The organism is Rahnella selenatireducens (assembly GCF_046449555.1).
GTDB lineage: Bacteria > Pseudomonadota > Gammaproteobacteria > Enterobacterales > Enterobacteriaceae > Rahnella > Rahnella selenatireducens.
Genome location: NZ_JBKEZJ010000029.1, coordinates 1 through 20,812 on the forward strand (window position 1 = coordinate 1; position 20,812 = coordinate 20,812).

20 protein-coding genes are annotated in these 20,812 nt (G+C 50.8%); 13 read left to right on the forward strand and 7 right to left on the reverse strand.

What is annotated here, in order from left to right; translation table 11 throughout:
• Nucleotides 1-153 precede the first annotated feature (153 nt).
• Nucleotides 154-843, forward strand: a complete 690-nt coding sequence (locus ACLBVC_RS23920) for a FadR/GntR family transcriptional regulator (protein ID WP_410151704.1) — start codon at nt 154-156, stop codon at nt 841-843.
• Here the strand turns inward: ACLBVC_RS23920 and rbsR are convergent.
• The 7 genes from rbsR to kup form a co-directional block, all read right to left on the reverse strand.
• A complete protein-coding gene (rbsR, locus tag ACLBVC_RS23925; RefSeq protein WP_410151705.1) occupies nt 826-1,836 on the reverse strand; it encodes a ribose operon transcriptional repressor RbsR in 1,011 nt (336 codons plus the stop codon). The genes ACLBVC_RS23920 and rbsR overlap by 18 nt on opposite strands.
• Nucleotides 1,837-2,766, reverse strand: coding sequence for a ribokinase (gene rbsK / locus ACLBVC_RS23930; RefSeq protein ID WP_410151706.1), 930 nt, complete (start codon nt 2,764-2,766; stop codon nt 1,837-1,839).
• 60 nt (nt 2,767-2,826) lie between these two features.
• Entirely contained in the window at nt 2,827-3,717 is an 891-nt protein-coding gene (gene rbsB / locus ACLBVC_RS23935; protein WP_410151707.1) for a ribose ABC transporter substrate-binding protein RbsB, read from the reverse strand.
• Between the two features lie 23 nt (nt 3,718-3,740).
• Nucleotides 3,741-4,712 (reverse strand): ribose ABC transporter permease, encoded by a 972-nt coding sequence (gene rbsC, locus ACLBVC_RS23940; protein ID WP_195814991.1) that lies wholly within the window; start codon nt 4,710-4,712, stop codon nt 3,741-3,743.
• Nucleotides 4,713-4,718: 6 nt separating this feature from the next.
• Entirely contained in the window at nt 4,719-6,224 is a 1,506-nt protein-coding gene (gene rbsA / locus ACLBVC_RS23945; RefSeq protein ID WP_410151708.1) for a ribose ABC transporter ATP-binding protein RbsA, read from the reverse strand.
• A gap of 7 nt (nt 6,225-6,231) precedes the next feature.
• Complete coding sequence (gene rbsD, locus ACLBVC_RS23950; protein WP_195814989.1) at nt 6,232-6,651, reverse strand: D-ribose pyranase; 420 nt, start codon at nt 6,649-6,651, stop codon at nt 6,232-6,234.
• A 216-nt stretch (nt 6,652-6,867) separates the two neighbouring features.
• Nucleotides 6,868-8,736 carry a low affinity potassium transporter Kup gene (kup, locus tag ACLBVC_RS23955; RefSeq protein WP_195814988.1) on the reverse strand — a complete coding sequence of 623 codons (1,869 nt, stop codon included), beginning with the start codon at nt 8,734-8,736 and terminating at the stop codon, nt 6,868-6,870.
• A gap of 267 nt (nt 8,737-9,003) precedes the next feature.
• On the opposite strand from kup, the gene ravA reads away from it, so the two are divergent.
• From ravA to atpA, 12 genes are all read left to right on the forward strand, one after another.
• A complete protein-coding gene (gene ravA, locus ACLBVC_RS23960) occupies nt 9,004-10,512 on the forward strand; it encodes an ATPase RavA (RefSeq protein WP_410151709.1) in 1,509 nt (502 codons plus the stop codon).
• A gap of 2 nt (nt 10,513-10,514) precedes the next feature.
• Complete coding sequence (gene viaA / locus ACLBVC_RS23965) at nt 10,515-11,984, forward strand: ATPase RavA stimulator ViaA (protein ID WP_410151710.1); 1,470 nt, start codon at nt 10,515-10,517, stop codon at nt 11,982-11,984.
• 20 nt (nt 11,985-12,004) lie between these two features.
• A complete protein-coding gene (asnC, locus tag ACLBVC_RS23970) occupies nt 12,005-12,466 on the forward strand; it encodes a transcriptional regulator AsnC (RefSeq protein WP_095924057.1) in 462 nt (153 codons plus the stop codon).
• A gap of 89 nt (nt 12,467-12,555) precedes the next feature.
• On the forward strand, nt 12,556-12,999 hold the full coding sequence (gene mioC / locus ACLBVC_RS23975; RefSeq protein ID WP_410151711.1) for an FMN-binding protein MioC: 444 nt from the start codon (nt 12,556-12,558) through the stop codon (nt 12,997-12,999).
• Between the two features lie 379 nt (nt 13,000-13,378).
• Complete coding sequence (gene mnmG / locus ACLBVC_RS23980; protein ID WP_410151712.1) at nt 13,379-15,268, forward strand: tRNA uridine-5-carboxymethylaminomethyl(34) synthesis enzyme MnmG; 1,890 nt, start codon at nt 13,379-13,381, stop codon at nt 15,266-15,268.
• 130 nt (nt 15,269-15,398) lie between these two features.
• Nucleotides 15,399-16,019, forward strand: a complete 621-nt coding sequence (gene rsmG / locus ACLBVC_RS23985; RefSeq protein WP_410151713.1) for a 16S rRNA (guanine(527)-N(7))-methyltransferase RsmG — start codon at nt 15,399-15,401, stop codon at nt 16,017-16,019.
• Between the two features lie 649 nt (nt 16,020-16,668).
• Nucleotides 16,669-17,067 carry a F0F1 ATP synthase subunit I gene (atpI, locus tag ACLBVC_RS23990; protein ID WP_410151714.1) on the forward strand — a complete coding sequence of 133 codons (399 nt, stop codon included), beginning with the start codon at nt 16,669-16,671 and terminating at the stop codon, nt 17,065-17,067.
• A 22-nt stretch (nt 17,068-17,089) separates the two neighbouring features.
• Nucleotides 17,090-17,872: a F0F1 ATP synthase subunit A gene (gene atpB, locus ACLBVC_RS23995; RefSeq protein ID WP_410151715.1), complete on the forward strand. Its 783-nt coding sequence runs from the start codon at nt 17,090-17,092 to the stop codon at nt 17,870-17,872.
• 49 nt (nt 17,873-17,921) lie between these two features.
• Nucleotides 17,922-18,161 (forward strand): F0F1 ATP synthase subunit C, encoded by a 240-nt coding sequence (gene atpE / locus ACLBVC_RS24000; RefSeq protein WP_004093904.1) that lies wholly within the window; start codon nt 17,922-17,924, stop codon nt 18,159-18,161.
• Between the two features lie 65 nt (nt 18,162-18,226).
• Nucleotides 18,227-18,697, forward strand: coding sequence for a F0F1 ATP synthase subunit B (gene atpF / locus ACLBVC_RS24005; RefSeq protein ID WP_104923890.1), 471 nt, complete (start codon nt 18,227-18,229; stop codon nt 18,695-18,697).
• A gap of 14 nt (nt 18,698-18,711) precedes the next feature.
• Nucleotides 18,712-19,245, forward strand: coding sequence for a F0F1 ATP synthase subunit delta (gene atpH, locus ACLBVC_RS24010; RefSeq protein WP_195825558.1), 534 nt, complete (start codon nt 18,712-18,714; stop codon nt 19,243-19,245).
• Between the two features lie 12 nt (nt 19,246-19,257).
• Nucleotides 19,258-20,799 carry a F0F1 ATP synthase subunit alpha gene (gene atpA, locus ACLBVC_RS24015; protein WP_101077834.1) on the forward strand — a complete coding sequence of 514 codons (1,542 nt, stop codon included), beginning with the start codon at nt 19,258-19,260 and terminating at the stop codon, nt 20,797-20,799.
• Nucleotides 20,800-20,812: the final 13 nt, after the last annotated feature.

Genomic DNA, 20,812 nt, shown 5'->3' on the forward strand with positions numbered 1-20,812 from the left:
TTTCAATTATTTTATCAACCGTTCACTAATTCAACGATTTCGCCCGAATTGGATAATAAACAACCTGAAACAGTTAAAATTGCGCCAGTTTAAAGCCAGAGGGTGGCGTAAACTCTCCTTTATAATAAGAGAAAAACATTCAGGAATACCTTAATGCTACTCCATGCCCATCAACAGGCTGCCCAACGTAACCTTTCTTACTTACTGGCAGAGAAGATTGCACAACGTATTTTATCTGGCGAGTACCCGGAAGGTTCTATCCTTCCCGGTGAAAACGAGCTGGGTGAAATTTTTGGCGTCAGCCGGACAGCAGTGCGTGAAGCAGTGAAAACGTTAACCGCAAAAGGGATGCTCTTACCGCGGCCCCGGATTGGTACGCGGGTGATGCCACAGTCCAGCTGGAACTTCCTTGATCAGGAATTACTGACCTGGTGGATGACGCGTGAGAACTTTGATGAGGTGATGGCGCATTTTATTGTTTTGCGCCGTGCGCTGGAGCCACAGGCTTGTGCCCTTGCAGCCATCTCAGCGACTCAGGAGCAAAAGCACCAGCTCTCTTTATATATGTCTGAAATGCGCCAGCTACATAAGCACTTTGACCGGGAACGCTGGATAACCGTCGATACACAGTTTCACCAACTGATCTATGAAGCCGGTAAAAACCCTTTCCTGACTTCCTTTTCGAATTTGTTCAGTTCTGTTTACCAGAGTTATTTCCGGGCGATCACGGAGAATGAAGTCATCAAGCTTGAACATCACCAGCGCCTGACGGATGCAATCCTCGCAGGCAACGCCAATGTGGCATTACAGGAATGCCAGAGCTTGTTACTTGCCGATAAGTGATCCCACGGACTGACGCACCACCAGTTCCGGCGTCAGCACTAAAACCTGAGGCTCTGATTCTGGCTCTTGCAAACGATGTAATAATGCATCGACAGCCAGCTCGCCCAGAGAATCTTTCGGCTGATGGATGGTGGTTAACGGAGGCATCAGATATTGCGCCAGCTGAATGTCATCGTACCCCACGACAGCGACATCATCGGGCACCCGCAATCCGCGCTGATAAAGTGCCTGATAGACGCCCACTGCCATCGCATCATTGCTGGCAAAAACAGCATGAGGCGGTTCGGGCAACATCAGCAACTGCTCCATCGCCAGCAGACCGCCGCCAAATTCAAAGTCACTGCTGACTTCATAACCCGGCAGGATCTCCAGCCCGGTTTTTTTCATGGCCTGACGATACCCGTTCAGCCTTTCCTGCGCCGTCGTTTTGTCCAGCGGGCCGGTGATGCAGGCAATACGACTATATCCATGACGGATTAGATGTTCCGTCGCTATTTCTCCGCCCAGCAACGCATTATCCTGAATCACATCGATTGAACCTTCGAAAGGCGACCAGTCCATCATCACAATAGGTAATGAAGGATAACGTCTGATGGCATCCTTCGAAGGTCGGTGATTTTCAGTACACATGATCAATAGCCCGTCGACGCGCTTTTGCAAAAGCGTTTCGAGGCTGCGGTTCATACGTTCTGCGTCCCCGTCGGTATTACAGAGGATCAGACTGTAGCCGCGCTCATAGCAACTGCGCTCAACACCACGAACCACTTCGGAATAAAACGGGTTACTGCTGGCGGTCAGCAACATTCCGAGGGTGCGGGTTTGATTGAGCTTAAGGCTTCGGGCTAACGCGGAAGGGGCATAGTTGAGTTGTTCAACAGCGGCATTCACTTTGTCGGCAATGGATTCACTGACAAAGCGATTTTTATTGATGACATGAGAGACTGTAGAGGTTGAAACGCCCGCGAGGCGGGCGACATCTTTCATGGTGGCCAATCAGGCCTCCTGTTGTGCAAGAAAATCGTCGATTTCTTTACGCCACGGAACCGAGGGCTGCGCGCCAGGACGTGTTACGGCTATTGCGGCAGCGGCATGGGCGAAACGCACGGCGCTGTCCATGGTTTTTCCTTCGAGCAACGCGGTGACTAATGCGCCGTTAAAGGTATCGCCGGCAGCGATGGTATCCACGGCTTTCACGCGGAACCCGGCAACCTGCTTACCTTCACCGTTTTGGCTCAGCCATACACCTTTACTTCCCATCGTAATAATGACCGTCGCGATACCTTTATCATGCAGTACGCGGGCAGCGTGTATGGCGTCATCATTATTTTCGACTTTAATCCCCGTCAGCTTTTCAGCTTCGGTTTCGTTCGGGGTGATCATATCCACCCGGGCCAGCAATTCATCAGGCAGTTCACAGGCCGGTGCCGGGTTAAGGATAACCTGTGTATTATTGTCTTTTGCCAGCTTCGCCGCGGCGATAACCGTTTCCAGCGGAGATTCCAGCTGCATCAGCAAGGCTGAAGCGTCGATTACGTTTTGTTTGTAACGCTCAAGATAGTCAGGCGTGACGGCTTTGTTTGCCCCCGCATCGATACCGATGACATTCTCACCTTCCGCATTCACAAAAATCAGCGCTACACCGGTGGTTGTTTCTTTAATGGCTTCGATAGGTTGCGTATCAATGTGGTCGCTCGCCAGCTGCTTGCGAACACGATCGCCAATATCGTCATCACCGACACAGGCAATAAATGAAATATCAGCGCCACTGCGACCGGCAGCAACTGCCTGGTTTGCACCTTTACCGCCGAAAGCCACGGTGTATTGCTTACCGATTACAGTTTCACCTGGTTGCGGGAAGTGGTTGATATTCAAAATATGGTCGGCGTTGATACTGCCGAGAACCACCAGTTTGCCTGTCTTCACGTATTGCTCCCTGAGTTAAATAGCGCCCCCGCAAGGAGGCGCGCAGATACAGCGTCAATATTACGGCTGAGCAACCAGTTTCAAATCAACAGGGATAACCGCCGGGACTTTTTCGCCTTTCAGCACTTTGTCTGCGGTTTGGACGCCGATCACGCCGATTTGTTCAGGACGTTGCGCCACGGTAGCACCCATTTTGCCGCTATTGACCGCTTTGATACCGTCTTCTGTGCCGTCAAAACCAACAACCAGCACGTCAGTTTTACCGGCAGTCTGCAGGGCACGCAATGCGCCGAGTGCCATTTCATCATTCTGAGCAAAGACAGCCTGCACATCCTGATGCGCAGTCAGCAGGTTTTGCATAACGTTCAGACCTTTGGTGCGGTCGAAGTCAGCAGGCTGGCTGGCGAGGATTTTAAAATGGTGTTTTTCAGCGGCCTGAGCGAAACCTTTACCGCGTTCGCGGGCAACAGACGTTCCTGCAATCCCTTCCAGTTCGATTACTTTTGCGTTTTCGCCCAGTTTTTTGGCGATGTAATCGCCCGCCATCTGGCCACCGAAGGCGTTATCAGATGCAACGTGGCTGGCTACAACGCCCTTGGTGGCCTGACGGTCAAGGGTGATCACCGGGATTTTCGCCTGATTTGCCATCGCTACAGCGTTACCCACTGCGTCAGAATCGGTCGGGTTTATGAGCATCAGCTTGGTGCCACGAACGGTCAGGTCCTGCACGTTGGCCAGTTCTTTAGCCGGGTTGTTCTGAGAATCAAGAACCACCAGGTTGTAGCCCAGTTTATCGGCTTCTTTTTGCGCGCCGTCTTTCATGGAAACGAAGAACGGGTTATTCAAAGTTGAAACGACCAGCGCAATGGTATCTTTCGCCAGAACGTTTGCACTGAAGGAAGCGGTGATCGCTGCAGCGGAAACCCAGACAGCCAGTTTTTTCATATTCATGGTCATAAGTCCTGTAGGAGAGTTTATTTGTTGCTTTTGTTATCCACCAGAACCGCCAGCAGAATGACGACTGCTTTTACGATCATCTGGTAGTAGGAAGAAACACCTAATAAGTTCAAACCGTTATTCAGGAAGCCAAGGATCAAAGCACCGATCAGGGTGCCGACAATACGTCCTTTCCCGCCGGAGAGGCTGGTTCCCCCTAATACCACAGCGGCAATCGCATCCAGCTCGTAACCGGTACCTGCGTTAGGCTGCGCGGAAGACAGACGCGCCACTTCGATAATACTGGCCAGCGCCGCCAGCAATCCGCACAGGGAGTAGACGATAATTTTGACTTTATCGACACTGATACCTGACAGACGCGTGGCCGATTCATTACCGCCCAGCGCGTAGATATAACGCCCTAACCGGGTGTGATGAAGCATGTACCAGGCGGCAATAAACACTACGGCCATCAGCCAGACCGGCGTCGGAATACCCAGCGGACGTCCGATACCAAACCAGCCGAATACGTCTGCTACATCGTTAAAACCAGTGCTGATCGGGCTGCCGTTGGTATAAACCATCGTGATACCACGCAGCAATAACATCATAACCAGCGTGGCGATAAACGCCTGCACCTTGCCTTTAGCGACAATCAAACCCGTGACAGCGCCGACACCGGCCCCCAGCGCCAGCGCGCCCGCCACAGCAACCAGGGCATTAACTTCCAGCCCGACAATGGAAGCCGCAACCGCACCGGTCAGCGCCAGCAAAGAGCCGACAGACAAATCAATGCCGGAAGTGAGGATCACCAGCGTCATACCAACGGCCATAATGGCGTTGACCGACGTCTGCTGAAGAATATTGAACAGGTTATTGACCGTGAAGAAATTCGGGCTCATAGAGGAAACCACGGCAATCAACACCAGCAACGCAATCAGAGACTTTTGCTCCAACAACCACTCTTTACTGATCCAGCGCTTTTTGGCTGGCAATGTCTGAGAACTCATATCTGATTACTCCTGCGTCACGCCGTATTGCTTGCCGACAGCGGCTGCCATCAGCACTTCTTGCGTTGCCTGTTCTATCGGGAATTCACCGCTCAAATGGCCTTCATGCATCACTAAAACCCGGTCGCTCATGCCGATAACTTCCGGCATTTCCGAGGAGACTAAAATGATGCTCAGCCCTTCGCGCTTGAACTGGTTAATAAGCTGGTAAATCTCTTTTTTCGCGCCAACGTCAACGCCTCGCGTCGGTTCGTCGAGGATCAGAACTTTTGGCCGCGTCATTAATCCGCGGGCAATCGCCACTTTTTGCTGATTCCCGCCGGAAAGCAGGCCGATGGTCTGCATCATTGATGGCGTTTTGATATTGAAGAGACGGATGAAATCGCCCACAGCCTGTTGCTCATCGGCATGCTTCAAGCGCCCGCCGCCGTGGCTGAAATAGCGCAACGCGGTCAGTGACATGTTTTCTTTCACCGACATCCCGAGCACCAAACCATCGCGCTTACGGTCTTCGGAAATGTAGACGATGCCGTTTGCCAGCCCGTCCTGCGGAGAATGTGTGACAACCTCGCGGCCATCCAGCGAAACGTAACCACTTTTACGTGGCAACGCGCCGTAGAGAATTTTCATCAGTTCAGTACGGCCCGCGCCCATCAGGCCGGACACGCCGAGGATTTCGCCGCTGTGAAGTTCAAAGCTGACGTTATCTACGCCCGGGCCGCACAAATCACGAACCTGCAAACGCAGCGCGCCGCGTTCGTGGTTTATGCGTGGGTACTGCTCTTCGAGACGACGGCCCACCATCATTTCGATCAACGTATCTTCTTGCAGTTCGCTGACCGGGCGTTCGGCAATAAACTGACCGTCACGGAATACGGTCACGTCATCGCAAATCTCAAAAATCTCTTTCAGGCGGTGGGAGATATACACCACCCCACATCCGGCGGCCTTCAGTTCGCGAATAACGTTAAATAAAGAAGCCGTTTCGGTATCGGTGAGCGCATCCGTCGGCTCATCCATAATGATGACTTTGGATTCAAAGCTCAGCACTTTGGCGATCTCAACCATCTGCTGGTCGCCAATCGATAATTCACCGACGAGCCGGTCGCTTTTGTAACGCAGATTCAGACGCGCCAGAAGTTTATCGGCTTCGGCGTACATCTTCTTCCAGTTGATGCGGCCAAAGCCGTTGACGAACTCACGGCCAAGAAAGATGTTTTCAGCAATAGTCAGCTGTGGGATCAGGTTTAGTTCCTGATGGATGATGCCAATCCCAGCTTCCTGAGAAGCTTTCGGGCCATTGAAGGTAGTTTCCTTTCCAAGAAACTGTACTGAGCCGGCATCTTTCTGGTAGATGCCGGTCAGCACTTTCATCATGGTGGACTTACCCGCGCCGTTTTCTCCCACCAGCGCCATCACACGCCCCGGATAAACGCTGAGCGCCGCGCCGGAAAGTGCTTTGACGCCGGGAAAGGCTTTATCAATCCCTGTCAGTTTCAGCAAAGGTTGCATAAAGGCCTCAGAAGGTTACGCCGGCACACAGAATAACGTTCGCGTAAGGCGAACATTCCCCGCTGCGGATCACAGCCCGACTTTTTTCGCTTTGCGCTTTGAATGCCTCATGACTGACGTAATCCAAAGCAATGGTGTTTCCCTGGTGTTGTTCGAGTTGTGTCAATTGGGCGAGCAACGCTTCATGGAGTTGAGGATTTTTAGTGAGGATTTCCTCGGCGAGGATAGCCCGCTCAACCTGCATCTCGTGTGTCACTACCTCAAAGACTTGTAAAAAGGTGGGGACTCCCTGGGTTAGCGCCAGATCGATGCGTTGGCAAGCTGCTGGCACCGGAAGACCGGCATCGCCAATAACCAGCTGATCGGTATGACCTAACCGGGCAATAACATTCGAGATTTCGGCATTTAATAGCGGTGACTTCTTCATTGTTAACTCCTACAGCGAAACGTTTCGCTCACCGATGAGTTTATGAGACTCGCAGAACTTGGCAATGAAGATGTGATGGAATTGTGATCAGCGTCGAAACGTTTCGCTGAACAATTCAGAAAACGCAGAGCAATTTGAGTTAGCGTTTAATTAGAGGGAGAAGGCAGAAATAAAACAGGGCACCCGAAGGTGCCCTGTTCACAACAGAATGGGAAATCAGATTTCCACCTGCGTACCGAGTTCGATCACACGGTTCGGGGGGATCTCAAACTGGTCCGGCGCGCGCAGGGCGTTTCGGCTGAGCGCCATAAACAGTTTGCCGCGGAAATACAGATACCACGGACGCTTGGTAAGGATCAGCGATTCGTGCGACATAAAGAACGACGTTTCCATCATCCGGCACGGCAGTCCCTCCAGACCACAGCGGTGGAAGACTTCTTCCACATTCGGCGTTTCTTTAAATCCGTAACTCGCGACCACGCGCCAGAATGTCGGCGAAAGCTGCTCAATGGTGACACGCCGTACGTTATGCACATAAGGCGCATCTTCTGTTCGCAATGTCAGCAGGACAACACGCTCGTGCAACACTTTGTTGTGTTTGAGGTTATGCAGCAGCGCAAACGGGATCACGTTGATGGCGCGCGACATATAAACCGCAGTCCCCGGAACACGAACCGGCGGTGATTTTTCCAGTGAAGCAATCATCGCTTCGAGAGAATTCCCGTGCTCGTTCATGCGGCGCATGAGACGGAAGCGCTCGCTTTTCCAGGTCGTCATGACGATGAACATGCACAGACCCAGCGTCAGTGGCAGCCAGCCACCGGAGAACAGTTTAGTGGCGTTCGCAGCGAACAGCGGTATATCCATGAACAGCAGAGCAATCAGTAAAAGACCGACCAGGAACGGTTTCCAGTGCCAGTTTTTAAGCGCCACCGTGCAGGAAAGAATGCTGGTCAGCACCATGGTGCCGGTGACGGCAATACCATAAGCCGCCGCCAGATTACTCGAATGCTCGAAGCTGGCAATCACGATAACTACCGCGAAATACAGCAGCCAGTTAATCGCAGGGATGTAGATCTGACCCGCTTCCATTTCTGAGGTGTGGATAATGCGCATCGGCGGTAAATAGCCCAAACGCACAGCCTGGCGGGTCAGGGAGAACACACCGGAGATAACGGCCTGAGACGCGATGATGGTTGCCAGCGTCGCCAGAATCAGTAACGGAATCAGCGCCCAGTCAGGTGCCAGCAGGAAGAACGGGTTTTTGATCGACTCCGGGTTTTTCAGCAGCAACGCTCCCTGACCGAAGTAATTCAGCACCAGAGAAGGTAATACAACGGTAAACCAGGCCAGACGGATTGGGAATTTCCCGAAGTGCCCCATATCGGCATACAACGCTTCTACCCCTGTAATCGACAGAACGACCGCGCCGAGCGCCAGGAAGGAGAAGGATTTATGCTCAATAAAGAAATTAACCGCCCACATCGGGTTCATAGCGCGCAGCACTTCAGGGTTCTGCATGATGCTATTCACACCAAGAACCGCCAGCGAAAGGAACCACAGCAACATTACCGGCGCAAAGAGTTTGCCCACAATGCCGGTACCGTGCTTTTGAATAATGAAGAGCAACGTCAGGACAGTAATTGAAAGAGGGACGATATAAGGATCAAGGGCAGGCGCGGCAATTTCCAGACCTTCCATCGCGGAAAGCACTGAGATAGCCGGCGTGATAACCACTTCGCCGTAGAAGAAGCTGCCACCAATCAGACCGAGGATCACCAGAACGGCTGTGGTACGTGCCGACGTATTTCTGCCAGCCAGAGACATCAGCGTAAGAATACCGCCTTCACCTGCGTTGTCTGCCCGCATCACGTAAGTGAGGTATTTGAGCGAAACAATGAGGATTAACATCCAGAAAATCAGGGAGAGAAAACCAAAAACGACGCTGGGTTCAACGTTGAAACCATAGTGACCAGAAAAGCACTCTCTTAAGGTATAGAGAGGACTGGTACCAATGTCGCCATAGACCACACCAATGGCGGCCAGGGTTACTGCTGGGAGTGACCGTTTATGTTCAGTGCTCATATTTTATTTCTTTTTTGCTCGAACATCCGTAAGCGATGCGTGCGCTCAATCTTATGATGCCCACTAAAAGGCGCACAGTATGCACGAATTAATCAGATTGCCTACCCTTAAATGTGCAGCGAAACCGCCGTTAAGATGAACGCGGTCACAATTCTGATAATAGAAAATTTTTAGTAATCAACAAGCTATAACGATAAAAATAAACGTGGCATATCGTCATAAGCCAGTACACTATTCAACAACTAAATGGAAACCGGAAGAGACAGTATGGCGCAATCTCCCCTTCTGGCAGAACGGATAGCCCGTCTTGCTAACGCATTAGAACATGGTCTGTATGAGAGGCAAGATGCCATACGCCTTTGCCTGCTGGCAGCCTTATGCGGAGAGAGCGTTTTTCTGCTCGGTCCGCCCGGCATCGCGAAAAGCCTGATAGCCCGTCGCCTGAAATTTGCCTTCCGCCATGCGCGCGCTTTTGAATATCTGATGACACGCTTTTCTACTCCGGAAGAAGTCTTTGGTCCGCTGTCGATTCAGGCCCTGAAAGATGAAGGCCGCTATCTGCGTCTGACCGAAGGTTACCTGCCGGAAGCGGAAATTGTCTTCCTTGATGAAATCTGGAAAGCGGGTCCCGCCATCCTTAATACCTTGCTGACGGCCATCAACGAACGCCGGTTTCGTAATGGCGAGCGCGAAGAGCCGATTCCGATGCGTTTGCTGGTCAGCGCTTCCAATGAATTGCCCGAAGCCGATGGCGGTTTGGAAGCATTGTATGACCGCATGCTGATTCGCCTGTGGCTGGATAAAGTGCAGGATAAGCAGAACTTTCGCTTACTGCTGACCAGCCGCAACAATGAAAGCACCAATCCGGTGGCGGAATCCCTGAGTATCAGCGACGAAGAATACCAACAATGGCAGCCTGAGATCGATAAAGTCAATCTTTCAGACAGTTGCTTCGAACTGGTGTTTCAGCTTCGCCAGCGCCTTGATGCGCTCGATACCGCGCCTTATGTTTCCGACCGTCGCTGGAAAAAAGCACTCCGTCTGTTGCAGGCCTGCGCTTTCTTCAGCGGCCGGAATACGATCACTCCGATCGATCTGATTTTGCTGAAAGATTGTCTGTGGCATGACCTGAACACCTATCAGTTACTGCAAACCCAAATTGAGCAACTGATCACCGAACAGGCTTATCAGCAACAAACTTTGCTGATGAAAATTCAGCAACTCAATCAGCAATGGATGCAATATCAGCAGCAACAAAGCTCACGCCAGTCGATTAAACTGAGCAAAAAAGCCGGTATTTTCAGCCGCAAACCCCAATACAGCCTGCCGGAGACACTCGTTGCCAGCGGCGTAACGCTGTTGCTGCAAACGCCGTTGCATCTGCACGAGATTAAAGTCACGCATCTGCTTTTTGAACGCAGCGTTCTCGTAGAGTGGATTAATAAAGGTGGCGTTCTGAAAGCCAAGCTTAACGGAATTGGTTTTGTTCAAACGGTTGATGCGGAAATCGATGATAAGCAGCAATTGCTGGTGCTGGACGTCAGCCGTCAAAGCACGCCACTGACGCTACCGGGCAATGAACACATCGCGGTGCCGGACGAAATGAAAACGACGCTGAATGACCTCACGGCAAAACTCGCCCAGCAAAGACATGAGTTCAGCCAGCAGCAGAACTGCCTGTTTGTTCCCGCTGCGTGGATGGCAAAGATCGAAGCCAGCCTGTTGCAGGTTTCTGAACAGTTACGCCTCCAGCAACAAACCTTCAGCGGCCACTGATCGTGTTTACCCTGGAATCACTGGATCTTCTGCTGGCCATCAGCGAAGGAGAACTGATCGAGGAACTGATCGTCGGCTTACTGGCCGCGCCAGCCCTGGCAGTTTTCTTCGAGAAGTTTCCGCGGCTGAAACGTGCGCTGACCCGGGATCTTCCTGAGTGGAAATTGCGCCTGCGCCAGAGGATCCACGAAACCCCAGTACCTCCGGATCTGGCAAAAGAGTTTTATCTCTATCAGCATTGTCAGCAAACTGATGCCGTGACGTTTCAGTCAGAGCTGAACTCCCTGCTTGATGAGCTGGCGCGTCTGAATTCCCCTTTTGCGACCGAAGCCCGTACCTTACGGGACAATAATGAAACCTCACGCACGGCGCAAACCGGTAACAGCTTTCAGACCTTATTCCTCCAGCGCTGGCGCCTGAACCTGACATTCCAGACGGTGAACGTTCATCATCAGTTGCTGGAACAGGAGCAGGAACAGCTTCAGGAAGAATTGCTACAACGTCTCGAATTGAGCAGCGAGTTGTCTCCTTTATTAGCAGAGAACGATACCGCCGCAGGCCGGTTGTGGGACATGAGTAAAGGAAAGCGTCTCCGGGGCGATATCCAGTCTCTGGCGCGTTTTGGCGCTTTTCTTCAGCAGCAACCGGAACTGATGAAACTGGCAGAACAGCTCGGGCGCAGCCAGACGGTGAAAACCAGCCCGCATGAAGATGCCAAAATGGAAACGCACCGGCTGATGGTTCGCGAGCCGGCGACGGTGCCGGAAGAAGTGAATGGCATTCATCAGAGCGATGACATTTTGCGTCTGATGCCTACCGAGCTGTGCACACTCGGCATTCCGGAACTGGAATATGAATTTTACCGACGTCTGCTGGAAAAACGCCTGATGACCTACCGCCTGCAAGGCGACGTCTGGTGCGAAAAAGTCGTGAGACGTCCGGTGGTTTATCAGCAACAGGAGCCACAGCCGCGTGGCCCTTTTGTGGTCTGCGTGGACACGTCAGGTTCGATGGGCGGCTTCAATGAACAATGTGCGAAAGCGTTCTGTCTGGCACTGCTGAAAATCGCGCTCGCCGATAACCGTAAGTGTTACATCATGCTGTTTGCCAGCGAAGTGATCCATTACGAACTGACTTCTGCCGGCGGGCTGGATCAGGCGTTACGCTTTCTCGGGCAGCATTTCCGCGGCGGTACCGATCTGGCCGCCTGCCTGAATGCCACGCTGGACAAACTGGCTTCTCCGCAATGGCACGACGCAGATGCGGTCGTCATCTCAGATTTTATCGCTCAGCGCCTGCCCGATGAGGTGCAGAGCAAAGTAAAATTGCTGCAACGGGAAAAGCAGCACCGCTTCCACGCGCTGGCAATGTCACACTACGGAAAGCCCGGAATTCTGCGTATATTCGATCATATCTGGCGCTTTGATACCGGCGTTAAAAGCCGCGTTCAGCGACGCTGGCAGAGAAATTAAGCTTAAAGAGAAAGAAAACCATGACTGAAATCTATCAGCTCGACGAGCTGGATCGCGGGATTTTGAACGCGTTGATGGAAAATGCCCGCACACCTTACGCTGAGCTGGCTAAAGTGTTCACCGTCAGCCCGGGAACCATTCACGTACGCGTCGAGAAGATGAAGCAGGCAGGCATCATTACCGGCGCACATATCACCGTGAATCCCAAGCAGCTCGGTTATGACGTTTGCTGTTTTATCGGCATCATTCTCAAAAGTGCCAAGGATTATCCGTCCGCGCTGAAAAAGCTCGAGAGTATAGAAGAAGTGGTGGAAGCCTATTACACCACGGGCCATTACAGCATCTTCATTAAGATCATGTGCCGCTCCATTGATTCCCTCCAGCATGTACTTATCAACAAGATCCAGACCATTGACGAGATCCAGTCTACGGAGACCCTGATCTCCCTGCAGAACCCCATTACACGGACTATCCAGCCCTGAACCTTCATTTCTATACCCCTATTATCCACAGGTAGATCCCAGCTCATTCACAGCGTACAATAGTCTCCTTTTCTCGGGTTGAGAACACAATGGCAGACATTACCCTGATCAGTGGCAGTACGCTTGGCAGCGCCGAATATGTGGCAGAACACGTGGCAGAGAAACTGGAAGAAGCCGGTTTTTCGACTGAGATGTTTCATGGCCCGGAGCTGTATGAAGTCCCGCATGACGGGATCTGGCTGATGGTGTGTTCCACGCACGGTGCCGGTGAACTGCCTGACAACTTACAGCCCTTTCTGGAACAGTTGGAAGATCAGCAACCCGATCTGTCCAAAGTCCGCTTTGGTGCCTTAGGTTTAGGCAGCAGCGAATATGACACCTTCTGTGGTGCTATCGCAGCTTTGGATCAGAAACTGACCTCATTAGGGGCCAAACGGATCGGTGATCGTCTTGAGATCGACGTGACTCAACACGAAATTCCTGAAGATCCCGCTGAGGTTTGGGTCCTCAACTGGATTAATTTGATCAAATAAGTGTAAATTTCAGGCGAACAGATGTGGATAACTATGCTTAAAAGCAGGGTAAAACCGGTAATTATCCCTCTAACAACTCCTGTTCGCTTTTCATGCTGTGCATAACTCTCAATTCTGATCCCAGCTTATACTGTCCAGGATCACCGATCATTCACAGCATTAGATCCTTCTCAGCATCTTGATCTTCTTAAACAAAAGAGACTTATGCACAGAGGATCGCGATCCTAATAGAAGTATTAATAAGAGATCTTTAAATAAAAAAGATCTTCTTTTAATTAGTGAAGATCCCCGGGGACTTGTGGAACCTCTAAACTTGAGTAGAATCCCTCCTCCCAACGCCATACAAAGAAAGTTCGCTTGAACGCCGAGGTGCAGTCGCATGTTTTATCCGGATCAATTTGACGTCATCATCATAGGTGGTGGTCATGCAGGTACTGAAGCCGCCATGGCTTCTGCACGCATGGGACGTCAGACCTTATTATTAACCCACAATATCGACACGCTTGGACAAATGTCGTGTAACCCTGCTATTGGCGGGATCGGGAAGGGACATCTGGTTAAAGAAGTGGATGCACTGGGTGGACTGATGGCGACAGCCATCGATCATGCGGGCATTCAGTTTAGGATACTAAACGCGAGTAAAGGCCCTGCTGTAAGGGCAACACGTGCTCAGGCAGACCGCGTGCTTTACCGTCAGGCTGTTCGTACTGCGTTAGAAAACCAGCAAAACCTGATGATCTTCCAGCAACCTGTTGAAGACCTGATCGTCGAAAACGATCGCGTCGTGGGTGCGGTGACCAAAATGGGTCTCAAATTCCGTGCCAAAGCCGTTGTGTTGACTGTCGGGACTTTCCTGGATGGGAAGATCCACATTGGCCTTGAAAACTACAGTGGCGGCCGTGCCGGGGATCCTCCGGCGATCTCTTTGTCACAGCGTCTGCGTGAACTGCCATTACGCGTGAACCGTCTGAAAACCGGCACACCGCCGCGTATTGATGCGCGCTCCATTGATTTCAGCGTTCTCGCGCAACAACATGGCGATAATCCTGCTCCTGTATTCTCGTTCATGGGAAATGTGTCGCAGCATCCGCGCCAGATCCCGTGTTACATGACCTACACTAACGAAAAAACGCATGATGTGATCCGCAACAATCTGGATCGCAGCCCGATGTATGCAGGGATCATCGAAGGGATCGGCCCGCGTTACTGCCCGTCGATCGAAGATAAAGTCATGCGTTTTGCCGATCGTAATTCTCATCAGATCTTCCTTGAACCGGAAGGGCTGACCAGCAATGAAGTCTATCCAAACGGGATTTCAACCAGCCTGCCATTTGACGTTCAAATGCAAATTGTCCGCTCAATGCAGGGAATGGAAAATGCGGTGATCGTTCGCCCTGGCTATGCCATCGAATACGATTTCTTCGATCCTCGTGATTTGAAGCCCACGCTGGAAAGCAAATTTATCGCCGGTCTGTTCTTTGCCGGGCAAATTAACGGCACCACAGGTTACGAAGAAGCTGCTGCACAGGGCCTGCTGGCCGGTATGAATGCGGCACGCAGCGCCAGTGAAGATGAAGGCTGGGCGCCACGACGCGATCAGGCTTACCTCGGCGTTCTGGTCGACGACCTGTGCACTCTGGGCACAAAAGAACCGTACCGTATGTTTACGTCTCGTGCTGAATATCGTCTGATGCTTCGCGAAGACAATGCTGATTTGCGTCTGACTGAAAAAGGCCGTGAACTCGGTCTGGTTGATGACGCCCGCTGGGAGCGTTTCAACCAGAAACTGGAAATGATCGAGCAGGAACGTCAGCGTCTGCGCGGGATTTGGGTAAATCCTCACCACGCTCAGGTTGAAGAGATCAACGCACATCTTTCTGCACCACTGTCGAAAGAAGCCAGTGCCGAAGAACTGCTGCGTCGTCCTGAAATGACTTATGAGTTGATCACCCGTCTGTCTCCGTTTGCGCCGGCATTACCTGATGTTCAGGCGGCAGAACAGGTCGAGATTCAGATCAAGTACGAAGGCTATATCGCCCGTCAACAAGAAGAGATCGAAAAACAACAGCGCAATGAAAATACCGTATTGCCTGTCGATCTTGATTACCGTCAGGTGAACGGTCTGTCGAACGAAGTGATCGCCAAACTTAACGATCATAAACCGACGTCTATTGGTCAGGCCTCAAGGATCTCCGGCATTACACCGGCTGCGATTTCTATTTTGCTGATCTGGCTTAAAAAACAAGGTTTACTGCGCCGCAGTGCCTGAAGCATGTCTTTAATAGCCGCTCTTTAAACTCAGAGAGCGGCCAATTCTAGCTTTTCCCACTTTTCTGGCTGTTTTATCATTTCTAAACCGGGCTGTTCCCGGCATATCGACTCTGTCTGAGGATTTCACTGTGCAAAAGAAACTGGACTCGCTGCTTGCTGCGGCAGGAATAGCGTTACCCGATCAGCAAAAACAGCAACTGATTGGCTATGTGGAACTGCTGCATAAGTGGAATAAGGCCTATAACCTGACCTCTGTACGTGATCCGATGCAGATGCTCGTACGTCATATCATGGACAGCATCGTGGTGAACGAGCATTTGCAAGGCAGCCGTTTCATTGATGTGGGAACCGGACCGGGCCTGCCGGGCATTCCGCTCGCCATTGTCCGCCCTGATTCACATTTCACGCTGCTGGACAGCCTGGGTAAGCGCGTACGCTTCCTGCGTCAGGTTCAGCATGAGCTGGGGCTCAAGAATATAGAGCCAGTGCAAAGCCGCGTTGAAGAGTTTGAGCCCGAGCCGCCATTTGATGGTGTGATCAGTCGTGCCTTTGCTTCGCTGCAGGACATGTTGTCATGGTGCCACCATCTGCCTCAGAAAGGGCAGGGACGATTTTATGCCCTGAAAGGTATAAGTCCGGATGATGAGCTGAAGGTGCTGCCAGAAGGTATCACTCTGGAAACCGTCATAAAATTGCAGGTTCCGGAACTTGACGGAGAACGTCATCTGGTAATTCTGACGTCTAACTAAAGTTGAGTTTTATCAAATAATCCTTAAAAAACGTGTGTGTTATCAGAGTTAAAATGAGCAGGCTAATTAAATAGCGTCAATAGCCTCTCAATTACTGATTTTTTACACACTGATAGCATTTCGGTGATGTTTTTATTTTAATCAGGGATGCAATAGTCACTTTTGAAATTGAACAGTCGTCAACCTGGTGATATTCAACTTGTAATGAAAATGTTGTTATTTGTTGGGTTGTTGTGTCAATAAATCGTGGCTATTTTTAAATAAGATTGATTATCAAACATAAAATTCTTAACAATATGATTTATATAGATTTTAAAAGGCCTGATTAGCTAAAGACATTCAAACCGCACAGGGTATATAAAGACGCTTGGAGTAATTATGTGATCCAGTGCACGCTTCTTTGTCAGGTGATGAAATAACCGAAGCAAAGTAAAAGGGGCAAATTCAGCTATAGTTTGGTTGTCAAAATAGTGATGAAGCGGAAAATTTAAATAATTGTTCACCTTTTCGCTACTTATCCATTGAATTCGTTCCTGTGCCCCGTATAATTTGCTCGGTTTTTGCTGCTTGACTCAAAACAGTAAAGGCAGTGATATACGGCATTCGAAATACCTCCAGCTAGGTACTTGATACGGAGAGAACAAACGTCATGTCTGTATCCGGTATTTTACACAGTGCCAATAGTGTGAAGGTTGCCAGAAAGCTGTTGCTACTGCAGTTATTGACCTTTGTTCTGCTCAGTGCTCTGTTTGGTTTTAAAAGCCTGGAATGGACCCTATCTGCCCTTATGGGTGGTCTGGCCGCCTGGGTGCCAAATGTACTGTTTATGCTGTTTGCATGGCGCCACCAGGCGCAAACAACGGTCTCTGGACGGGTTGCCTGGTCCTTTGCTATCGGGGAAGCGCTGAAGGTTCTGGTTACGGTAATCTTAATGATTGTCGCACTTGGCCTGTTTAAGGCGGCTTTTGCCCCGTTGGGGTTGGCCTATTTATCGGTGTTGATGACTCAGATTTTGGCACCGGCCGTCATTAACAGTTACCGTACTTAACTACTAAAGGGTAAGAGGCATCATGTCTGCATCAGGAGAAATCTCTACTCCACAAGAGTATATCGGTCACCATCTGACTCAGCTTCAGATCGGGACGGGATTCTGGTCGATTAACATCGATTCGATGTTTTTCTCCGTGTTCCTCGGAGTACTCTTTCTGGTTATTTTCCATCGCGTAGCCAAAAACGCCACTAGCGGTGTCCCGGGTAAGCTGCAAACTGCAGTTGAACTGGTCGTTGGTTTCGTCGACAGCAGCGTGCGTGACATGTATCACGGCAAAAGCAAAGTGATTGCACCTCTCGCGCTGACCGTCTTCGTCTGGGTGTTTATGATGAACCTGATGGATTTGCTGCCAATCGATTTGCTGCCGACTATCGGTGAGAGAGTCCTTGGTCTGCCAGCGCTGCGTGTGGTTCCAACGGCTGACGTGAACATCACGTTATCCATGGCACTTGGCGTATTCATTCTGATTCTTTTCTATAGCATTAAGATGAAAGGCTTTGGCGGTTTCATTAAAGAACTGACAATGCAGCCATTCAATCATCCGGTTTTCATTCCAATTAACCTGATTCTTGAAGGTGTCAGCCTGCTGTCTAAACCAGTTTCACTGGGTCTGCGACTGTTTGGCAATATGTATGCGGGTGAGTTGATCTTCATCCTTATTGCTGGCCTGTTGCCGTGGTGGTCACAGTGGATCCTGAATGTGCCTTGGGCCATTTTCCACATCCTGATCATTACGCTACAAGCCTTTATTTTCATGGTTCTGACGATTGTCTATCTCTCGATGGCATCTGAAAAACACTGATTTTCTTTCAACACTACTGCGTTTTAACTGAAACAAACTGGAGACTGTCATGGAAAACCTGAGTATGGATCTGCTGTACATGGCTGCCGCTGTGATGATGGGCCTGGCGGCAATCGGTGCTGCGATCGGTATCGGCATCTTGGGTGGTAAATTCTTGGAAGGTGCTGCACGTCAGCCTGACCTGATCCCTCTGTTGCGTACACAGTTCTTTATCGTTATGGGTCTGGTCGATGCAATCCCAATGATTGCTGTTGGTCTGGGTCTGTACGTGATGTTTGCTGTCGCCTAACACTGAGTCCGCTCAGCGTTAAACGAACTACATCAAATATTTCACTTTGAAAGAGGCATTGTGCTGTGAATCTTAACGCAACAATCCTCGGCCAGGCTATCGCGTTTGTCCTGTTTGTCGTGTTCTGTATGAAGTACGTATGGCCGCCAATTATGGCTGCCATCGAAAAACGTCAGAAAGAGATTTCTGAAGGTTTGTCTTCTGCAGAACGTGCAAAAAAAGAACTGGATTTAGCGCAAGCCGATGCGACCGACCAACTGAAGAAAGCCAAAGCTGAAGCTCAGGTAATCATCGACCAGGCGAACAAGCGTAAAGCACAGATCGTCGACGAAGCGAAGACCGAAGCCGAGCAGGAACGTAACAAGATCGTAGCGCAAGCTAAGGCAGAGATTGACGCCGAACGCCAACGCGCCCGTGAAGAGTTGCGTAAACAGGTCGGGATTTTGGCCATTGCTGGCGCCGAGAAGATCATCGAACGTTCCGTGGATGAAGCTGCTAACAGCGACATCGTTGATAAACTGGTCGCTGAACTGTAAGGAGGGAGGGGCTGATGTCTGAATTTGTAACTGTAGCTCGCCCCTACGCCAAAGCAGCTTTTGACTTTGCCGTTGAGCACCAAAGCTTAGATCGCTGGCAGTCCATGTTAGCGTTCACGGCTGAAGTCACGCGCAATGAACAGATTGAAGAACTGCTTTCCGGTGCTAGCGCGCCAGAAACGTTGTCTACAACGTTTATTGCCGTATGTGGTGAACAACTCGACGACGCAGGCCAGAACCTGATTAAGGTAATGGCCGAAAATGGACGTTTACGCGTTCTTCCTGAAGTGCTGCAGCAGTTCATCGAACTGCGCGCCTCATTGGAGGCGATTGCTGAAGTTGATGTGACCTCAGCAAATCCACTGACGGAAGAACAGCAGGCAAAAATTGCTGCTGCGATGGAAAAACGTCTGTCTCGCAAAGTTAAGCTGAATTGCAAAATTGACAAGTCTGTTCTTGCCGGTGTCATTATCCGTGCAGGTGATATGGTGATTGATGGCAGCGTTCGCAGTCGTCTTGAACGCCTGGCAGACGTCTTGCAGTCTTAAGGGGACTGGAGCATGCAACTGAATTCCACCGAAATCAGCGAACTGATAAAGCAGCGCATTGCTCAGTTCAATGTAGTGAGCGAAGCTCACAATGAAGGTACTATTGTTTCCGTCAGTGACGGGATCATCCGCGTGCACGGCCTGGCCGATGTCATGCAAGGCGAAATGATTGCGCTGCCGGGTAACCGCTACGCTATCGCCCTGAACCTGGAGCGCGACTCTGTAGGTGCCGTTGTAATGGGCCCTTATGCTGACCTCGCCGAAGGTATGAAAGTAAAATGTACTGGCCGTATCCTGGAAGTTCCAGTTGGCCGTGGCCTGCTGGGTCGCGTTGTTAACACCCTGGGTGCGCCAATTGATGGTAAAGGTCCGGTAGAGCACGACGGCTTCTCAGCTGTTGAAGCAATCGCACCTGGCGTTATCGAACGCCAATCCGTAGACCAGCCTGTGCAGACAGGTTATAAGTCCGTTGATGCCATGATCCCAATCGGTCGTGGTCAGCGTGAACTGGTCATCGGTGACCGTCAAACCGGTAAAACTGCTCTGGCCATTGATGCGATCATCAACCAGCGCGATTCCGGCATCAAATGTATCTATGTGGCTATCGGCCAGAAAGCGTCCACCATTTCTAACGTGGTACGTAAACTGGAAGAGCACGGCGCACTGGAAAACACCATCGTTGTTGTTGCAACTGCATCAGAATCTGCTGCACTGCAATACCTGGCACCGTACTCCGGTTGCGCAATGGGTGAATACTTCCGTGACCGCGGTGAAGACGCACTGATCGTTTATGATGACCTGTCTAAACAGGCTGTTGCTTACCGTCAGATTTCCCTGCTGCTTCGTCGTCCACCAGGTCGTGAAGCTTACCCAGGCGACGTTTTCTATCTCCACTCCCGTCTGCTCGAACGTGCTGCGCGTGTAAACGCCGATTACGTTGAAGCATTCACCAAGGGTGAAGTGAAAGGCAAAACCGGTTCCCTGACTGCGCTTCCAATCATCGAAACGCAAGCAGGCGACGTTTCCGCGTTCGTTCCGACCAACGTAATCTCTATTACCGATGGTCAGATCTTCCTGGAATCAAACCTGTTCAACGCCGGTATTCGTCCTGCGGTTAACCCGGGTATTTCGGTATCCCGTGTTGGTGGTGCTGCTCAGACTAAGATCATGAAAAAACTGTCCGGTGGTATTCGTACCGCTCTGGCACAGTACCGTGAACTGGCTGCGTTCTCGCAGTTCGCATCTGATCTGGATGAGGCAACCCGTAAACAGCTGAATCACGGTCAGAAAGTGACTGAGTTGCTGAAACAGAAACAATACGCTCCGATGTCTATCGTTGCGCAGTCTCTGATCATCTTCGCAGCAGAACGTGGTTACCTGGAAGACGTTGAGTTGTCCAAAGTCGGTAGTTTCGAAGCGGCACTGTTGGCTTATGCTGACCGTGAGCACGGCGAGCTTCTGCAGCAAATCAACCAAACTGGTGCGTACAACGATGAGATCGAGGGGAAATTCAAAAATATTCTCGATACCTTCAAAGCAACCCAGTCCTGGTAATACTAAACGGCCC